The sequence below is a fragment of the Mesorhizobium sp. WSM4833 genome (assembly GCF_055811095.1).
The window spans coordinates 18,173-35,500 of record NZ_JBVVQG010000010.1 but is presented as its reverse complement, the minus strand read 5'-3'; the positions used below and the strand labels follow the sequence as shown (position 1 = coordinate 35,500).

General features: G+C 63.5%; 10 protein-coding genes. 6 read left to right on the top strand and 4 right to left on the bottom strand.

All coding sequences use genetic code 11. The features are described from left to right. The first annotated feature begins 90 nt into the window (after window positions 1–90). Window positions 91–1,815, top strand: coding sequence for a heparinase II/III family protein (locus tag AC0L2D_RS20870; protein ID WP_013529012.1), 1,725 nt, complete (start codon window positions 91–93; stop codon window positions 1,813–1,815). Between the two features lie 85 nt (window positions 1,816–1,900). Then, window positions 1,901–3,517, top strand: coding sequence for a bifunctional phosphoribosylaminoimidazolecarboxamide formyltransferase/IMP cyclohydrolase (gene purH / locus AC0L2D_RS20865; RefSeq protein ID WP_473542203.1), 1,617 nt, complete (start codon window positions 1,901–1,903; stop codon window positions 3,515–3,517). A gap of 250 nt (window positions 3,518–3,767) precedes the next feature. Here purH and AC0L2D_RS20860 read toward each other — a convergent pair whose 3' ends face one another. Next, complete coding sequence (locus tag AC0L2D_RS20860; protein WP_013529010.1) at window positions 3,768–5,144, bottom strand: MFS transporter; 1,377 nt, start codon at window positions 5,142–5,144, stop codon at window positions 3,768–3,770. Window positions 5,145–5,496: 352 nt separating this feature from the next. On the opposite strand from AC0L2D_RS20860, the gene AC0L2D_RS20855 reads away from it, so the two are divergent. Then, entirely contained in the window at window positions 5,497–7,641 is a 2,145-nt protein-coding gene (locus AC0L2D_RS20855) for a TonB-dependent siderophore receptor (RefSeq protein ID WP_473542201.1), read from the top strand. An 80-nt stretch (window positions 7,642–7,721) separates the two neighbouring features. Here the strand turns inward: AC0L2D_RS20855 and AC0L2D_RS20850 are convergent, their stop codons facing one another. Next, the gene (locus AC0L2D_RS20850; protein ID WP_473542199.1) at window positions 7,722–12,536 is read right to left on the bottom strand and encodes an NAD-glutamate dehydrogenase; all 4,815 of its coding nucleotides are present in this window, start codon (window positions 12,534–12,536) and stop codon (window positions 7,722–7,724) included. Window positions 12,537–12,672: 136 nt separating this feature from the next. On the opposite strand from AC0L2D_RS20850, the gene AC0L2D_RS20845 reads away from it, so the two are divergent. Both AC0L2D_RS20845 and AC0L2D_RS20840 read left to right on the top strand, forming a co-directional pair. Next, window positions 12,673–13,236: a peroxidase-related enzyme gene (locus tag AC0L2D_RS20845; RefSeq protein WP_473542197.1), complete on the top strand. Its 564-nt coding sequence runs from the start codon at window positions 12,673–12,675 to the stop codon at window positions 13,234–13,236. 138 nt (window positions 13,237–13,374) lie between these two features. After that, window positions 13,375–13,698: a YciI family protein gene (locus AC0L2D_RS20840; RefSeq protein WP_013529006.1), complete on the top strand. Its 324-nt coding sequence runs from the start codon at window positions 13,375–13,377 to the stop codon at window positions 13,696–13,698. Between the two features lie 9 nt (window positions 13,699–13,707). Here the strand turns inward: AC0L2D_RS20840 and AC0L2D_RS20835 are convergent, their stop codons facing one another. After that, window positions 13,708–14,322 (bottom strand): LysE family translocator, encoded by a 615-nt coding sequence (locus tag AC0L2D_RS20835; protein ID WP_024504201.1) that lies wholly within the window; start codon window positions 14,320–14,322, stop codon window positions 13,708–13,710. Between the two features lie 394 nt (window positions 14,323–14,716). Between AC0L2D_RS20835 and AC0L2D_RS20830 the strand changes: the two genes are divergently transcribed. Continuing rightward, the gene (locus AC0L2D_RS20830) at window positions 14,717–15,343 is read left to right on the top strand and encodes a DUF1062 domain-containing protein (RefSeq protein ID WP_063169468.1); all 627 of its coding nucleotides are present in this window, start codon (window positions 14,717–14,719) and stop codon (window positions 15,341–15,343) included. Between the two features lie 61 nt (window positions 15,344–15,404). Here AC0L2D_RS20830 and typA read toward each other — a convergent pair whose 3' ends face one another. Next, complete coding sequence (typA, locus tag AC0L2D_RS20825; protein WP_013529003.1) at window positions 15,405–17,234, bottom strand: translational GTPase TypA; 1,830 nt, start codon at window positions 17,232–17,234, stop codon at window positions 15,405–15,407. Window positions 17,235–17,328 lie beyond the last annotated feature (94 nt).

Sequence of the window (17,328 nt, the reverse complement as noted above, 5' to 3'; positions counted from 1 at the left end):
GAACCGGCCCGGGCTCGTGGAATTCGCCTTCGCACGAATCGTGCAATCATGTAGACTCGGCGCCGGGGTAGAGGACGATCAGGAGGGGTTTTGGCACTGGCTGCCAGCAGCACGACGCGTCTGTGGACGCTTGTCGCGAAGGAGTTCTGGCGCAAAACGCGCCGGCGCCTGCGCGCCGGGCCTGTCTATCGCTGGCGCTATTCCGGCCGCACGCCGGAACGTGTGCTGATCGCACCGCCGGACCTGCGCCTCGCCGACCCGCAGATCGCACTCGAGATCTATTACGGCCGCTATCCCCTGTCGGGGCATCTGGTCGAGACCGGCGGCAAGTCGCCTTTCCAGATCAACGTGCCCAATCACGGCTGGCAGAAGACGCTGCACGGCTTTCGCTGGCTGCGCCATATGCGCGCCGCCGGCACGGAGCTTGCCGCTGCCAACGCCCGCGCCCTGGTCTCCGATTGGATCACCATGCATGGCAGCCATATTTCCGGCATCGCCTGGGAGCCCGGCACGACGGCCAAGCGCATCATCGCCTGGTTGCAGCACTCCTCGGTCGTATTGCAGGGCGCCGAGTTCCCTTTCTACCGCGCCTTCCTGAAGTCGGTTGCCATGCAGATCCGCTATCTCAGGTCGATGGCGCGCGAAATGCCCGACGGCAAGGACAGGCTGCGGGCCCGCATCGCGCTCGCCTTCGCTGCCTTGTCCCTGCCGGCGCCGGCATCGGCGCTGCGTGGCGCGACCCGCAACCTTGCCGAGGAACTCGACCGCCAGATCCTCGCCGATGGCGGGCACATTTCGCGCAATCCGATGGTCGTCCTGGAAATCCTCGCCGACCTTCTGCCACTGCGCCAGACCTATGCCAACCAGGCGGAAACGCCGCCGCAGGCGCTGATCGGCGCCATCGACCGCATGCTGCCGGCGCTGCGCTTCTTCCGCCATCAGGATGGCAGCCTCGCCCGCTTCAACGGCATGGGCGCCACCATCCACGACCGCATCGCCACCATCCTGCGCCACGACGACACCGCTGGCGCGCCGCTGCTGCATGCGCCGCATTCCGGCTATGAGCGCCTGTCTATGGGCGGCACCACGGTCATCGCCGACACCGGCCCGCCGCCGCCGGTCGACGTGTCCAATGCCGCACATGCCAGCTGCCTTGCCTTCGAACTGTCGTCCGGGCGCCAGCACTACATCGTCAATGCCGGCATCGACACCTACGGCGCGGCTGAATTCCGGCCGCTGGCGCGCGCCACCGCCGCGCACTCGACCGCCACCATCAACGACACCTCGTCGGCGCGCTTCAGCCACTCGTTGCGCGTCAACGACCTGCTCGGTTCGCCGTTGATCGGCGGCCCGCAGCATGTGCAGTGCAAGCGCACCGATCAGAAAGGCGTTCAGGGTTTCATCGCCCGCCATGACGGCTATGTCGCGCGCTTTGGTTTCCTGCATGAGCGCGAGCTGAAGCTGTCGTCGAACGGCAATGTGCTGGCCGGCCGGGACCGCTTCCAGCGCCCCGGCAGTGCCGCGATCCGCAACAATGGCCGCGACTTCGTCACCGTCCGCTTCCACGTTCATCCCGATGTCAACCTTTTGCAGGACGAGCATGACCGCCTGGTGCTGGCTGCCGATCAGGCCGACACCTGGGTGTTCACATCGGCCGAAGTGGTGCCGGAGGTCGAGGAATCGATCTATTTCGCCGGTCTTGGCGGCCCGCGCCGCAGCCGCCAGATCGTGCTTGCCTTCAAGGCCTCGGAAATCGCCGAAGTCCACTGGCAGCTGACCCGCACCAGCATCGCCGGCTACCCGGAAAACAACTGACCCACCTGACCGCTGGTTTGATTTCCGGGCGGCATGTGCTACGGGCCGGGCATCCACCACACCAGTCGTGAAAGGCCGCCAGCCCATGGCCGTCGCCGCCAAGAACATTCCCGCACCAGACCTGGTTCCCGTGCGTCGCGCCCTGCTCTCCGTTTTCGACAAAACTGGCCTCATCGATTTCGCCAAGGCGCTGGCAGCCGCAGGCGTCGAGCTGGTCTCGACCGGCGGCACGGCAAAGGCGATCGCTGACGCGGGCCTTCCGGTGCGCGACGTCTCCGAGCTCACCGGCTTTCCCGAGATCATGGATGGCCGCGTCAAGACCTTGCATCCCGGCGTGCATGGCGCGCTGCTTGGCGTGCGCGACGATCCGGAGCATTCAGCGGCAATGCGCAAATACGGCATCGAGCCGATCGATCTCGTCGTCTCCAATCTCTATCCGTTCGAGGAGGTCCGCCGCTCCGGCGCCGACTACGCATCGATCGTCGAGAACATCGACATTGGCGGCCCGGCCATGATCCGCGCCTCGGCCAAGAACCACGCCTATGTCGCCATCGTCACCGATCCCGGCGACTATGCCTCGGTGCTGAACGCGCTGGAGATGAACATCGGCTCGCTGTCGCTGGATTTCCGCAAGAAGCTGGCCGCCAAGGCCTTCGCCCGCACCGCCAGCTATGACGCGGCGATCTCCGGCTGGTTCGCCGAAGCGCTCGAGATCGAACACCCGACGTGGCGTGCCTTTGGCGGCAGGCTGGTCGAGGTGATGCGCTATGGCGAGAACCCGCATCAGAGCGCCGGCTTCTATATCAATGGCGACAAGCGGCCGGGCGTCGCCACGGCGCGTCAGTTGCAGGGCAAGCAGCTGTCCTACAACAACATCAACGACACCGACGCCGCCTTCGAGCTGGTCGGCGAGTTCGATCCGGCGCGTTCCGCCGCCGTCGCCATCATCAAGCACGCCAACCCGTGCGGCGTTGCCGAAGGCACCTCGCTGAAAGCCGCCTACGCCAAGGCGCTCGCCTGCGACCCGGTTTCGGCCTTCGGCGGCATCGTCGCGGTCAACCACACCCTCGACGCCGAGGCGGCGGAAGAGATCGTAAAAACCTTCACCGAAGTCATCATAGCGCCCGGCGCCACTGACGAGGCAGCGGCCATCGTCGCGGCGAAGAAGAATTTGCGCCTGCTGGTCACCGGTGGGCTGCCGGATCCGCGCACGCCGGGCACGACGGTCAAATCCGTCGCCGGCGGTCTGCTCATCCAGGGCCGGGACAACGCTGTCGTCGACGACCTCGAACTGAAAGTGGTGACCAAGAGGGCGCCGACGCCGGTCGAAATGGCCGACCTGAAATTCGCCTTCCGCATCGCCAAGCACGTCAAGTCCAACGCCATCGTCTACGTCAGGGACGGCGCCACCGTCGGCATCGGCGCCGGCCAGATGAGCCGGGTCGACTCCTCACGCATCGCTGCCCGCAAGGCACTCGACGCCGCCGAGGCCGCCGGCCTTGCCGAACCGCTGACCAAGGGCTCGGTCGTCGCCTCCGACGCCTTCTTCCCCTTCGCTGACGGATTGCTGTCGGCGATCGCCGCCGGCGCCACTGCCGTTATCCAGCCGGGTGGCTCGATGAACGACAAGGACGTCATCGCCGCTGCCGACGAGCACGGCATCGCCATGGTGTTTACGGGCGTCCGGCATTTCAGGCATTGACGCACTTCTTCCTTCTCTCCTTGCGGGGTGAGAAGCGGTTCGCGCAGCAAACGAAAAGCCAATTGCTTGGCTTTTCGAGCTTCGAACGCCCTGAGCCCGCGAAGGGCCGGGCGGTGGACGATCCGCCCTGCCGGGTCCCCGCTGCTCCGCAGCGTCCCGGCGTTCGCCAGCCTTTCATCGTGCCACTGGCACGATGAATTCGCTTCGCGAACCGGCCGCTCACCCCACAGGGGGAGAAGGAAGAAAGAACTCAATCCGCCGGCCGGTCCGCTGGATAGGGCGTCTTGACCAGGATCGCCATGCCGATCCCGAGGAACAGCACGATCACCGCCATGCCGAGCCGTGCCGAGCCGCTGGCCAAGGTGACGGACGCGACCATGAACGGCGCCAGGAAACTGGTCGCCCGTCCGGCCAGCGCATAAATGCCGAAATAGCGGCCGGATTCGGCGGCCGTGACGCTGCGCGCCATGTAGGATCGCGACGACGCCTGCACCGGCCCGAAAGCCACACCGATCAACAGGCCGAAGAAGATGTAGGCCTTTTCCGCTGCGGTGCCGAACAGGCCGCCACTGTCCGGTCCAGGCATCATCCAGAGGCCGAACAAAGTATAGCCCGGTCCGGTCGAGACGATGCCGATCGTGGCGATGCTGAGCAGGACCAGCGAGATCATGACGATGGTTTTTGAGCCAAGCGCCGTGTCGAGACGGGCCGCAACCAGGCAGCCGAAGATGGCGACGACGTTGAGAATGATGCCGAAAATACCGATTTCGGTGATCGACCAGTGGAACATCGCTGCTGCGAAAGTGCCCCCCAGCGCCAGCACCGCATTGACACCGTCCTGATAGATCATGCGGGCGACAAGGAAGCGGAAGATGCCGCTGCGCTTGCGCACCTCGCCCAGCGTCACTTTCAGCTCCGCCAACCCCTCTCGCACCGCAGGGCCGATCGGCAGGCCCTTGATGGCATCGGGGGTGAAAAAGAACATCGGCAGGATGAACAGGAAGTACCAGCCGGCTGACAAAGGCCCGGTTGCGCGCGCGTCCTCGCCGAGCTTCGGGTCGAGCCCAAAGAGCGGGTCGGTGCCGATGATCGTCTTGCCGGTCTCCGGCGAACCGGCCAAGCAAGCGACGACGAAGATCAGCGCGATCATGCCGCCGAGATAACCAAGGCCCCAGGCCATGTTGGAGATTCGGCCGATCTCGCTCTTCGGCACCAGGCGCGGCATCATCGAATCGTTGAACACGGTCGAAAACTCGGCCGCGACCGACGCCAGCGAAAAGAACAGCACGACCAGGAAAAGGTTCGAACCGGGGGCCGCGAACCAAAGCATGCAAAGGCAGGTGACCTTGACCGCGGCAAAGAATGCGATCCAGGGCTTGCGCGGGCCGGTCTGGTCGGCAATCGAGCCGAGGATGGGCGACAGCACGGCGATGACAAGACCGGCCGCGGCAATGCCGTAGCCCCAGGCCGCCTGGCCGGTCTCCGGATCGCTCGCCATGCGCGAGACGAAGTAAGGTCCGAAGATGAAGGTCGTCACGACCGTGAAGAACGGCTGCGCCGCCCAGTCGAACAGCATCCATCCCCAGATGCCGCGCCCGGACGCACGCTGCACTGTCTCTACCGTCATCATGATCCCTCGGCACCCGTTCCGTGTCGGGCGCCATGTCTGCATGTTTCATGCCCTCATGCAATGAACGAAGCTCGGTGCCGTACCCTTGACGCTGCCGGGCGTTCACTGTTCGAAAGCCATGCAACCGGCTTTCGTCCGCTACGCGAACCAAGCCCGTATTTTTCTCGTGGGAAGTCGGACCGCAGGTCCGGCGCCGTCCTCCACCCCCTGCTTCGCAACGATTGTCGCCGGCGTGGATCTCTTGATTATTAAGTTGACTCCTTTTGTCCGCTTTGACTAATTGCGCTCGCGCAGGGCCGGAACGGTGACCGGCCGAACTGCTCGAAATTGGTCTGACAGGGAATAAGAGATGACGATTGGTCGACAGGCATTGTTGCGCATTCAGGCAAGGCGATTGATTGCGAGCAGTGCCTTGATAGCGGCATCTTTTGGAATGGTGGGGACCGGCCGGGCCCAGGACGTTTCGCCGGACGATGCAACTCAACTGGAAACGATCGTCGTCACCGGCAAGTCGGACCGCGTTGGCGGGCCCGATCAAACGATCGTCGCCAAGGATACGGCGACCGCCACCAAGACCGATACGCCGATCGTCGACGTTCCCGCCTCGGTTTCAGTTGTAACCCAAAAGGAACTGGAGGCGCGCCATGTCGAAAGCCTCCAGCAGGCCGTGGCCTACACATCCAGCGTCCTCACCGACGAGTTCGGCAACGATGACCGATACGACTATATTCGCATCCGCGGTTTCGACCAGACATCGCTCGGTACCTATCGCGACGGCTTGACGGCGCGCATCCCAGCCTGGTTCACGGCCAGCCGTCTCGAACCTTACGGACTTCAGCGCGTGGAGGTCCTAAAGGGATCGACATCGACGCTTTTTGGTCTCAACGGCCCTGGCGGATTGGTGAACGCCATTACCAAGCGGCCGCTGGACCAGAAGCAGGGGGAGATTTACACGTCCTATGGCGACGGCACCAAGGAGATTGGCGTTGATTTTGGCGGGCCGATCGACCCCGATGGCGTGTGGACCTATCGGCTTACCGGGCTGGCCAAGGATGGCGATCAAGGATGGGATTATTCCAACGACGACCGGCTTTACATCGCACCCGCGTTGACCATCAAGCCCGAGGAAGGAACCTCGCTCACCATCCTGACTGACTATTACAAGCGAGATGGCACAGGCGCACGCGGCACCCCCGCCGGCGCCAATATCGACATCGGCACCTTCCTGGGCGAGCCGGATTTCAACCGCTTCAACACCGAGCAGGTCGATATCGGCTACCAGTTCGAACATGAATTCAACGAGAATCTCACCTTCCGCTCCAATGCCCGCTACACGCATTTGAGCCTCGACTACGCCGAGGTCTACGGCGCGTCGCTTGACCCCACGGCGGACCGCACGGCATTTTCCGTCGGCGGCCTGTCCAACCGCTATGCCTTCGACAATCAGTTGCAATACGATACGGGCTGGGACCGGGTCGCCAGCAAGACGCTTGTCGGCGTCGACTACGCCAACGACAAGACCCGCGAAAACATCCTCTTCGGCACCGCCGGCCCCATCGACATCGACAACCCGACCTATTGCGGTCTGTCCTGCATCAACCTCGGTCCCTATGTGAACTGGCGGGTCAAGCAGCAGGCGGTCGGTGTCTATGCCCAGGAGCAATTGACGTTTGACGACCGCTGGATCGTCACCCTGGGCGGGCGCTGGGACCGTGTCCATACGACGGCGGACTATCTCGATCTGGGAACGCAGGACGACGACACCGCATCGGCCTTCACCAAGCGCGCCGGCCTGACCTACAAATTCACGCCGAACCTCGCGGTCTACGCCAACTATTCGGAAAGCTTCCAGCCGCTCGTGTCGCCAAGCGCCAACGGGTATGCGGTCTCGGGCTCGTTGAAGCCTCAGGAGGGCAAACAGTATGAGGCAGGCATCAAGTACAAGCCCGACGGCTTCGACGGCCTGTTCACAGCCGCGGTCTTCGACCTTACCCAAACCAATGTTCCGACCTATGTCACGCCTGTTGTCCAGCAGCAGATCGGCAAGGTTGGCGTCCGCGGCATCGAACTCGAGGGCAAGGCCGCCATCGCGGAAAACCTGAACCTGACGCTTGCCTATTCCTACTGGGATGCCGAGATCCTGGAAGACGGCATTGGCGGGAATGCCGGCAATCGGCCGCAGCGCGTTCCTCGCCACCTGGCGTCAGCCTGGGTCGACTACACGCTTCCCGAGGAAGGACCGCGTGGCGACCTGACCATCGGCGGCGGCGTGCGCTATATCGGACAAACCTACGGGGATGACGCGAACACCATTTCGATTGGCGGCTACGCACTGGTGGATGCGGCGATTAGCTACAAGATGACCAAGGACGTGACGTTGGCCTTGAACGCAACGAACCTGTTCGACCGGAAGTATCTGACAACCAGCTATTACGGGACCGAATTCTACGGCGACCGGCTGAAAATCGTCGGCACCCTCAAACATTCCTGGTGAGCTTGCTGAACGCCAAGCGCCGACAACATTGGAAAAGGCGCCACACGCACCCGACAATGCGTGTGGCAATCATCGACGGTTCACATCCCCGTCAGATCGCTCATCAGCCCCGACGCCACCGACAGCCGCGACACGGTGATGTCGCCGCCCTCGGTCAACGCCTGCAGCCGCTCGCGGATGCGCGCCACCCGCTCGCCGCCGGCGTCCAGCCAGGCAGCCACCGGATCGGCCGTCTTGGCGTGGCCGGTGAGCGCCGCCACCGCGATGCCGCGCCGTGCCGCATCGATCGTGTCGGTGGCGCGCGAAAGCGCCAGCTGATCGTAGTAGTCCGATGGCGTGATCGAGCGTGCGGCATCCTCGACACGCGGAATGCGGAAGGCATCGCTGACGGCGAAGAACGCCTTGGCCGCGGCGACGATATCGGCGCCGGCGGTGCGCGCCGTCAGCGCGATGTCGGGGATGAGTTCCGCCACCTCGCTCAGTGCCAGCTGCCCGGCCAAGCTTTCCGGCGCGCCGGCCTTGAACAGCCCATGCCGCTTCTCCTCGATGCGCTCGCGTGAAAAGGCCGGCAGCAGCGAAACGAGCTTGGGCTCCAGCGCCTTGCGGGCTTCCTGCAACTCGGCAATGCGCTGGCTGAGGGGTGCCGTGCCGGCATCGTTCTTCAGATACCAGCCGCTGGTCACATAGATCAGCCGGCTGACCATCTGATAGAGATCAAGCTGCACCTGGCCGTCGATCTGGTTGTCGAGCGCGTCGATCTCGCGATAGAGCGCCGGCAAGGCAAAACCGTCACGCACCACCGCGAAGGTCCGCACCACGTCGGCGGCGGTGCGCCCGGTGGCCTCCTGCAGCCGGTTGACGAAGGATGGGCCGCCGCGATTGACCAGATCGTTGGCGACGACCCGTGTAATGATCTCGCGGCGCAGCCTGTGGCCATGGATCTCGGCGGCGTATTTCTTCGCCATCTGGTCGGGAAAATAGCCCATCAGGTCGCGGTCGAAATGCGCGTCATCAGGCACGTCGCTGGCGACGATGTCGGAAAACAGCACAATCTTGGCATAGGCGAGCAGCACGCCGAGTTCGGCTCTGGTCAGCGGTTCGCCACGCGCTTCGCGCTCGGCCAGCGCTGCCGGCGACGGCAGCGTCTCGACGGCACGGTCGAGCAGGCCGCGCGCCTCCAGCGCCGTCATGAAGCGGCTCTGATGCGCGATGTCGGCGAGGCCGCGCTTGCGGGCGATCGAAAGCGCCAGCGTCTGCTGGTAGTTGTTGGACAGCACCAGCGAGCCGACCTCCTCGGTCATCTCGGCCAGCAGCTTGTTGCGTGCTGGGCGTGTCAACGACCCCTTGCGCATGGCGGAAGCCAGCGCGATCTTGATGTTGACCTCGACGTCGGAGCAGTTGACGCCGCCCGAATTGTCGATGGCGTCGGAGTTGCAGCGGCCGCCATTCATGCCGAACTCGATGCGCGCCCGCTGCGTGACGCCGAGATTGGCGCCCTCGCCGATCACTTTCGCCCGGACGTCGAGCGCGGTGATGCGAATGGCATCGTTGGCGCGGTCGCCGACCTCGGCATTGGTCTCGGTCGATGCCCTGAGATACGTGCCGATGCCGCCGAACCACAGAAGATCGACCGGCGCTTTGAGAATGGCGGTCATGATCTCGACCGGCGTGGCGGTGGTCTTGGCCAGGCCGATCGCCGCCGCCGCCGCCGCCGGCAAGGTGATCGATTTCTGGTTGCGCGAGACGATGATGCCGCCTTCCGACAGTTTCGTCTTGTCGTAGTCCTGCCAGCTCGAACGCGGCAGCGCGAACATGCGCTCGCGCTCGGCCATCGAGGCTGCCATGTCGGGATCGGGATCGATGAAGATGTCGCGATGGTCGAAGGCCGCGATCAGCCGGGTTTTCGGGGACAAAAGCATGCCGTTGCCGAACACGTCGCCCGACATGTCGCCGACCCCAACGACGGTGAAGGACGAGGTCTGGATGTCGCGGTTGATCTCGCGGAAATGCCGCTTGACCGCTTCCCAGGCGCCCTTGGCGGTGATGCCCATCTTCTTGTGGTCATAGCCGGCCGAGCCGCCGCTGGCGAAGGCGTCGTCGAGCCAGAAGCCGTGCTTCTCCGAGATCGCGTTAGCGGTATCGGAGAAGGTCGCCGTGCCCTTGTCGGCGGCAACGACGAAATACGGATCGTCCAGGTCGCGTCTGATAACGCCGGCCGGCGGGATGACGCCGTCGAGGCCGATATTGTCGGTGATCGACAGCAGGCTGGAGACGAAGTTCTTGTAGGCCGAAGTACCGGCCTCGAAGATCGCGTCGCGGCCGGCGCTCATCGGCAGCTTCTTCGGATAGAAGCCCCCCTTGGCGCCCACCGGCACGATGACGGCATTCTTGACCTGCTGTGCCTTGACCAGGCCGAGCACCTCGGTGCGGTAGTCCTGGGCGCGGTCGGACCAGCGCAAGCCACCGCGCGCCACCGGACCGAAGCGCAGATGCAGACCTTCGACCTCGGAGCCGTAGACGAAGATCTCCCGCCACGGCCGCGGCGCCGGCAAGCCCTCGACCGCGTGCGAGTCCAGCTTGATCGCCAGCGACTGGCCCTTTTCTTTCGTATCGGCAACGAAATGATTGGTGCGCAGCGTGGCTTCGATCAGATTGAGGTAGCGCCGGATGATGGTGTCGTCGTCGATGTTCGGCACATCCTCCAGCGCATCCTTGATCTTGGCCTTGAGGTGCTTTGCGGCCACCACGCCTTCGGTCTCCGCTGTCGGGCCAAGCCGGGCGATGAACAGCGCATGCAGGCCACGCGCTATGTCGGGATAGCGGTTGAGCGCGGCGGCGATGAAATCCTGGCTTTGCGGAATGCCGACCTGCTGCAGATAACGGCCATAGGCGCGCAGGATGGTGATCTCGCCAGACCACAGGCCGGCGGTCTGGGCGAGGCCGTTATAGCCGTCATTGTCGACGTCGCCGCGCCAGACGGAGAGGAACGCATCTTCGAACAGCGCGCCGCCATCGGTCAGGTCGATCGGCTGGCCGTAGCTGTTCTCAAGCTCCATGTCATGAATAAAGACTAAGCCGGGCCGATCACTATTGATCGTGCCGACCTGGTCGTCGCCGACCTCGAAAGTGCGCTCGCTGATGACGCGGAAGCCGATGTTTTCCAGCACCGGCACGCGGCGCGACAGCGCCACCGGGCTGCCGTGGTGATAGATTTTCAGCGATGCCTGGTGCGGCTTCTGCTCGGCATGGCGATAATAGTCGATGGCGATCGGATTGCCGGCGCTGATCTTGGCAAGGCGCCCGGCATCGGCCAGCGCCACCGCCGCGCTGAACGAATCGCGGTAGCTTTCCGGCAGCCGCGCGGCGATCGCCTTCAAAGCCTGGTCGCCGCCACTGGCCTCGGCCGCATCGGAAAGGGCGTCCTCCCAGGTACGCACGATGTCGCGGATCGCCGCCTCTATCGTCGCTTGCTCGACCTTCGGCGTCTTGCCGCCGGAGCGGCCGATGATGAAGTGCACGCGCGCCAGCCCGCCCTCGGGAAAGGCCGGGTAGTAGGCCGACAGCCGGCCTTCGAATACGGTTTTCAGATAGGAGCCAATCTTCTCGCGCACGACGCTGTCGTAACGGTCGCGCGGCACGAAGACGAGGATTGAGACGAAACGGTCGAACTGGTCGGCGCGCACCAGCGCCCGCACGCGTGGCCGCTCGACCAGGCCCAGAATGGCGGCGGCATGTTTGCGCAGGATCGGCACCGGCACCTGGAACAGCTCGTCGCGCGGATAGCTTTCCAGCACGTTGATCAGCGCCTTGCCGGAATGATCGTGCCGGTCGAAGCCGGACTTGGCGATGATGGTTTCGGCCTTGGACCTGAGATACGGGATCTTCATCACCGAGCGCGTGTAGGCGGTCGAGGTGAACAGGCCGACGATGCGCAATTCGCCCGCGAGCGTACCCTTGGCGGTGTAGGTCTTGATGCCGATGTAATCGAGATAGATGCGGCGGTGCACGGACGACTTGGCATTGGCCTTGGTGACGATCAGCGGCTCCGGCCCATGCAGGAAGGCGCGGATCTCCGGCGTCGTCGTTACCGCTTCGGTGCCGCGCCTGAGCACCAGCACGTCGGGATCGGACAGGATGCCGAGGCCAGGCTTTTCAGCGCGCTCCAGCGTGCCGCTTTCCTCGCCGCCGGTGTATTTGAACTCGCGCATGCCAAGGAAGGTGAAATTGTCGTCGCGCAGCCACTCCAGGAAGGCGAGAGCCTCGGCAACGCTCTTCTTGTCGAGCGGCACGGCCGTATAGCGGAATTCCGAGATCGCCTGATCGAGGCGGGCCAGCATTGGCCTCCAGTCGTGAACGGCGGCATGAACCTGGCCAAGGATCTTGCGCAGCCGCTCGCTCAATCCGCTCGCCTGCTCGGATGTCAGCCGCGGGATGTGGACATGGATGACGCTCAGCCGGTCGTGGCTGCCATCGTCCTTGGCGAAATTGCCGTCGCCGAGGATTTCTTCCACGCCGCCCTTGCCGTGGCGCACGACGATAACCGGATGGGTGACCAGGGTCGGTTCGCCCGATGTCTCGGTGATCTCGCCGAGGATGGAATCGAACAGGAACGGCATGTTGTCGTTGACGACCGTGACAACCGTCATCGGGCGGCCGTCTCGCACAACGCCCGAATCGGCATCGACGGCGACGACGCACTCGCCTTTCCTGTGAGTGGCGACTGCCTGGCCGGCGAGATCGGCAGCCCGCTCCAGGTCGGCCACATCGTAGGGAGCAATGTCTTCAGCTGGCGCGCGGGCGAGCAGATAGTCTGCAAGCCTGGCTGGCCTTTCCTCCGCTTTAAGCGCTGCCGTGGCTTTTTTCTTCGGCTTGCTCGCGGATTTCACGCTGGCCATGACGCACGTCCCTCCCGTCGAATGCTTTTACGACTATGGTAGCAGATGACCGCTGTTTGGCGACAAAGGTTTGACGGCTTGCCAAGAATTATCGGAATTTGGCGACAAGATGCCGCGCAACGAGGAGAAATGACCCATGACCGGCAAAATCAGCGCGCTTGATCTTGGCCAGGGAGAGCTGAGCGAGGCGACAAAAACCAATTTCGCCAAATGCGAGGAGAAGCTCGGCCTCGTCCCCAACGTGCTCAGGGCCTATGCCTTCGACGACAAGAAGCTGCGCGCCTTCACCGACATGTACAACGATTTGATGCTGGGTGAGTCCGGCCTGTCGAAGCTGGAGCGCGAAATGATCGCGGTCGCCGTCTCCTCGATCAATCATTGCTACTATTGCCTGACCGCGCACGGCGCGGCGGTGCGCCAGCTCTCCGGCGATCCGGCGCTCGGCGAAATGATGGTGATGAATTTCCGCGCCGCCGATCTTTCGCCCAGGCAGACGGCAATGCTCGAATTCGCCGTCAAGCTGACGCAAGAGCCGGCCAAGATCGTCGAGGCCGACCGGGGCGCGCTGCGTCAGGCCGGCTTCACCGATCGCGACATCTGGGACATCGCCTCGACCGCTGCCTTCTTCAACATGTCGAACCGCGTGGCCGCGGCAATCGATATGCGGCCGAACGACGAATACCACGCCATGGCAAGGTGACGGATTGCGGCAGGATCCAGACCGGGGCGTTATATTAGCAGTGTCGCATTCTCGTTGCTTGTTTGCCGGTTTGGTCCGATGATCGGCAGGCGGCATGACCGCATGCCGGTTCGATGCCGCTCACCAAGGGAGGAGAACATGGCGAAGTATCTCTACGTCTATCATGGCTCGGGCAAGATGCCGACCGACGAGGCCGAGCGGAAGGCCGCAATGGACGCCTGGAACGGCTGGTACGGCAAGCTCGGCTCGGCTGTGGTCGACGGCGGCAATCCGGTCGGCATGTCGAAGATGGTGCTGCCCGGCGGCAAGGTCGAGAACAATGGCGGCAGCAATCCGGCCGCCGGCTACACGATCGTCGAAGCGAAAGACATCGACGATGCCGTCGCCAAGGCCAAGGACTGCCCGATCCTGATGAACCCGGCCTTCAGCGTCGAGATCGCGCCGATCATTGAAGTGATGTGACGCGCCGGCTCAGGACCGCGTCGCTATGGCGGCCGCCGCACCGGCCATCGTCGTGGCGCTGATGCGATTGGCGATCTTCATGGCGCGCTTGCTCTTCAAAAGCTTGCGCGCCTGTGATGCGGCGAGCACCCAGGCGAGATCGATGGCGACCAGCACCACGGCCATGGTCGCCGTCAGCTCGACCCAGCCGACGATGCTGACCGAAGCGAGGTCGATGATGGTCGGCAGCAGCGCCAGGTAGAACATCATGATCTTGGGATTGCCGAGCGTCACCGCCATGCCGGCGAAGAACAGTTTTATCGCCGAATCCTCGCGCGGCATCTCGCCCTCTTTTGCATCGACAGGCGCGGTCCACATCTTCCAGGCGAGGTAAGCGAGATAGGCAACGCCGACCCATTTCACCACGACGAAGGCGAAATGGAAGGTCTGCGCCACGACAGCCAGCCCGAACACCGCCAGCGATAGCCAGATGCCCTCGCCGATCCACATGGCGAGCAGGAACGGGAACACGTCGCGAAACCCTTTCGAGATGACGCGGGCGACAAGCGCCGCGATCGATGGCCCAGGCGAGCCCGCGGCAACGAACAGAGCGGCGGCGAAAATCAGGAGCGAGGTGGGGTGCATAACCGGGTCTCTGGTTGAAAACCTTCGATTTCGGATATTAACGCAAGTGGCTCGGCTGCGGTAGCACCGACAAAAGACCCTTGTCGGTCCGGCATGTCGCGGCTAGAAAGGCCATCGCGAAACAATTTTGAGCTTCACTTTGCCTACGTAACCGCCGGTCTCGCCAACTCCCCCGACACACTGCATGACACCGCATTTGCGGTATCTGTTTTCATGTTCATGTGTTCTTCTGGGCGGCGGTTCGAGACCGGTTTGGCACTGCTGAACCGTTGTTGCGCGCTGCCGCCCGTGACATCCGATTTCCAATCATAGCAAGCGACCGCCACGCCGCGCCCGCATGGGCATCTCGACATCGCCGGCCTGATGAACTTCCCGACGGGAAGGGCTTATCGGCATGTCTGGACTTCTGCGTATCCACTGGGCAATCGCACCCCAGACCGCACCTCGACCGCTCATCAATTGCAACCGCTGCGGCACCGTGAGGGCCTATTGCAGCAGCGGAAAGTTCCGCGTCAACGCCAATGGCAAACGCATCGACGTGTGGCTGATCTATCGCTGCATCGACTGCGACAATTCCTGGAATTTCGGCATTTTCGAACGCTGCAACCGCCGCGACATCGACCCGGCGCTGCTGGCGGCGCTCGAAAGCAACGATCCTGCACTCGCTCACCGTCATGCCTTCGATGCGGTGGCGTTGCGCAACCGGATCGGGCGCGTCGAGGAGTTCTCCGATGTCAGCGTTCACAAGCGCAGGCTCGGCGACACCAGGGAAGCCGCGACCGTGTTGGAACTCCAGCTCGGGCTCGAAATGCCGACATCGCTGCGGCTCGACCGGCTGCTCGCAAGCGAACTCTGCATCTCACGATCACGGCTTCAGGCGCTGGAGGAGAAGCGGCTGCTCATCGTTGACCCGGATGGAGCAAAGGCCCTGCGCAAGCCGGCCCGTGCGGGAAACACGATCCGCATCGATCTGGCCGGCGAGGCCGATCGGCAGGCCATCATCGCGGCTGCCGGTGGATGAACGAAAAAGGGGCGGAACACTGGTTGCTCCGCCCCTCTCCGCTGTTGGAAAAAATAAGAGCTTACGCCGCGCCGACCACCTTGGACGACTTCTCGAACCGCTTGCGCTCGTTCGGATCGAGATAGAGCTTGCGCAGCCGAATGGTCTTCGGCGTCACTTCGACCAGCTCGTCGTCCTGGATCCAGGCCAGCGCGCGTTCCAGCGTCATGCGGATCGGCGGGGTCAGCTTGACCGCCTCGTCCTTGCCGGCGGCACGGATGTTGGTCAGCTTCTTGCCCTTGAGCACGTTCACTTCAAGGTCATTGTCGCGGCTATGGATGCCGATGATCATGCCCTGATACACCTTGACGCCCGGATCGATGACCATCGGGCCGCGATCTTCCAGGTTCCACATGGCGTAGGCGACCGATTCGCCCTGTTCGTTGGAAATCAGCACGCCATTGGTGCGGCCTGGCAGCTCGCCCTTGTAGGGCTCATAGGCATGGAAAAGCCGGTTCATCACGGCGGTGCCGCGCGTGTCGGTCAAAAGCTCCGACTGGTAGCCGATCAGGCCACGGGTCGGCGCATGGAAGACAATGCGCTGACGATTGCCGCCGGATGGGCGCAGTTCGACCATCTCGGCCTTGCGCTCGGACATCTTCTGCACGACGACGCCGGCATGCTCCTCGTCGACGTCGATGACGACTTCTTCGACCGGCTCCAGCAATTCGCCATTCTCGCCCTTCTGCATGACGACGCGCGGACGCGACACGGCGATTTCAAAGCCTTCGCGCCGCATCGTCTCGATCAGCACGGCCAGCTGCAATTCGCCGCGGCCGGAGACGAAGAACGAATCCTTGTCAGGCGATTCCTCGATCTTCAGCGCGACATTGCCTTCGGCTTCGCGCAGCAGGCGGTCGCGGATGACGCGGCTGGTCACCTTGTCGCCTTCGGTGCCGGCCAGCGGACTGTCGTTGACCAGGAACGACATGGTCACGGTCGGCGGATCGATCGGCTGCGCATGCAGCGGTTCGCTCACGCTCGGGTCGCAGAACGTGTCGGCGACGGTGCCCTTCGACAAGCCGGCAATGGCGACGATGTCACCCGCCTGCGCTTCTTCGATCGGCTGGCGCTCAAGGCCGCGGAAGGCCAGGATCTTGGAAATACGGCCGGTTTCGATCTGGGTACCGTCATGGTGCAGCACCTTGACCGGCTGGTTGGCCTTCAGCGTGCCGCTCTCGATACGGCCGGTGATGATGCGGCCGAGAAACGGATTGGCTTCCAGGATGGTGCCGATCATGCGGAACGGACCGGGATGAACGGTCGGCTCCGGCACATGCTTGATGACGAGGTCGAACAGCGGCGCCAACTGCTGGTCCTTCGGTCCTTCCGGATTTTCCGAAACCCAGCCATCGCGGCCTGAGCCGTACAGAATCGGGAAGTCGAGCTGCTCGTCGGTGGCGTCGAGCGCTGCGAAAAGGTCGAACACCTCGTTGACCACCTCGACATGACGGGCGTCCGGGCGATCGATCTTGTTGATGACGACGATCGGCTTCAGGCCGACCTTGAGCGCCTTGCCTACGACGAATTTGGTCTGCGGCATCGGCCCTTCGGCGGCATCGACCAGCACGATGGCTGAGTCGACCATCGACAGGATGCGTTCGACCTCGCCACCGAAATCGGCGTGGCCGGGGGTGTCGACGATGTTGATGCGGGTATCCTTCCAGTCGACCGAGGTCGCTTTGGCCAGGATGGTGATGCCGCGCTCTTTTTCGAGGTCGTTGGAATCCATGGCGCGCTCGGCCACGCGCTGATTGTCTCGGAAGGAGCCGGACTGCTTCAAAAGCTGGTCGACCAGGGTGGTCTTTCCATGGTCGACGTGCGCGATGATCGCGATATTACGGATTTTCATGTTCTGGTCTCGGAAGCGTTGCAGGCAGCAGGCCAAAAGGCGCTGCCTCTTTCGGTTGCGCGGCTCATACAGGGTTTTTCGCAGTTGCGAAAGA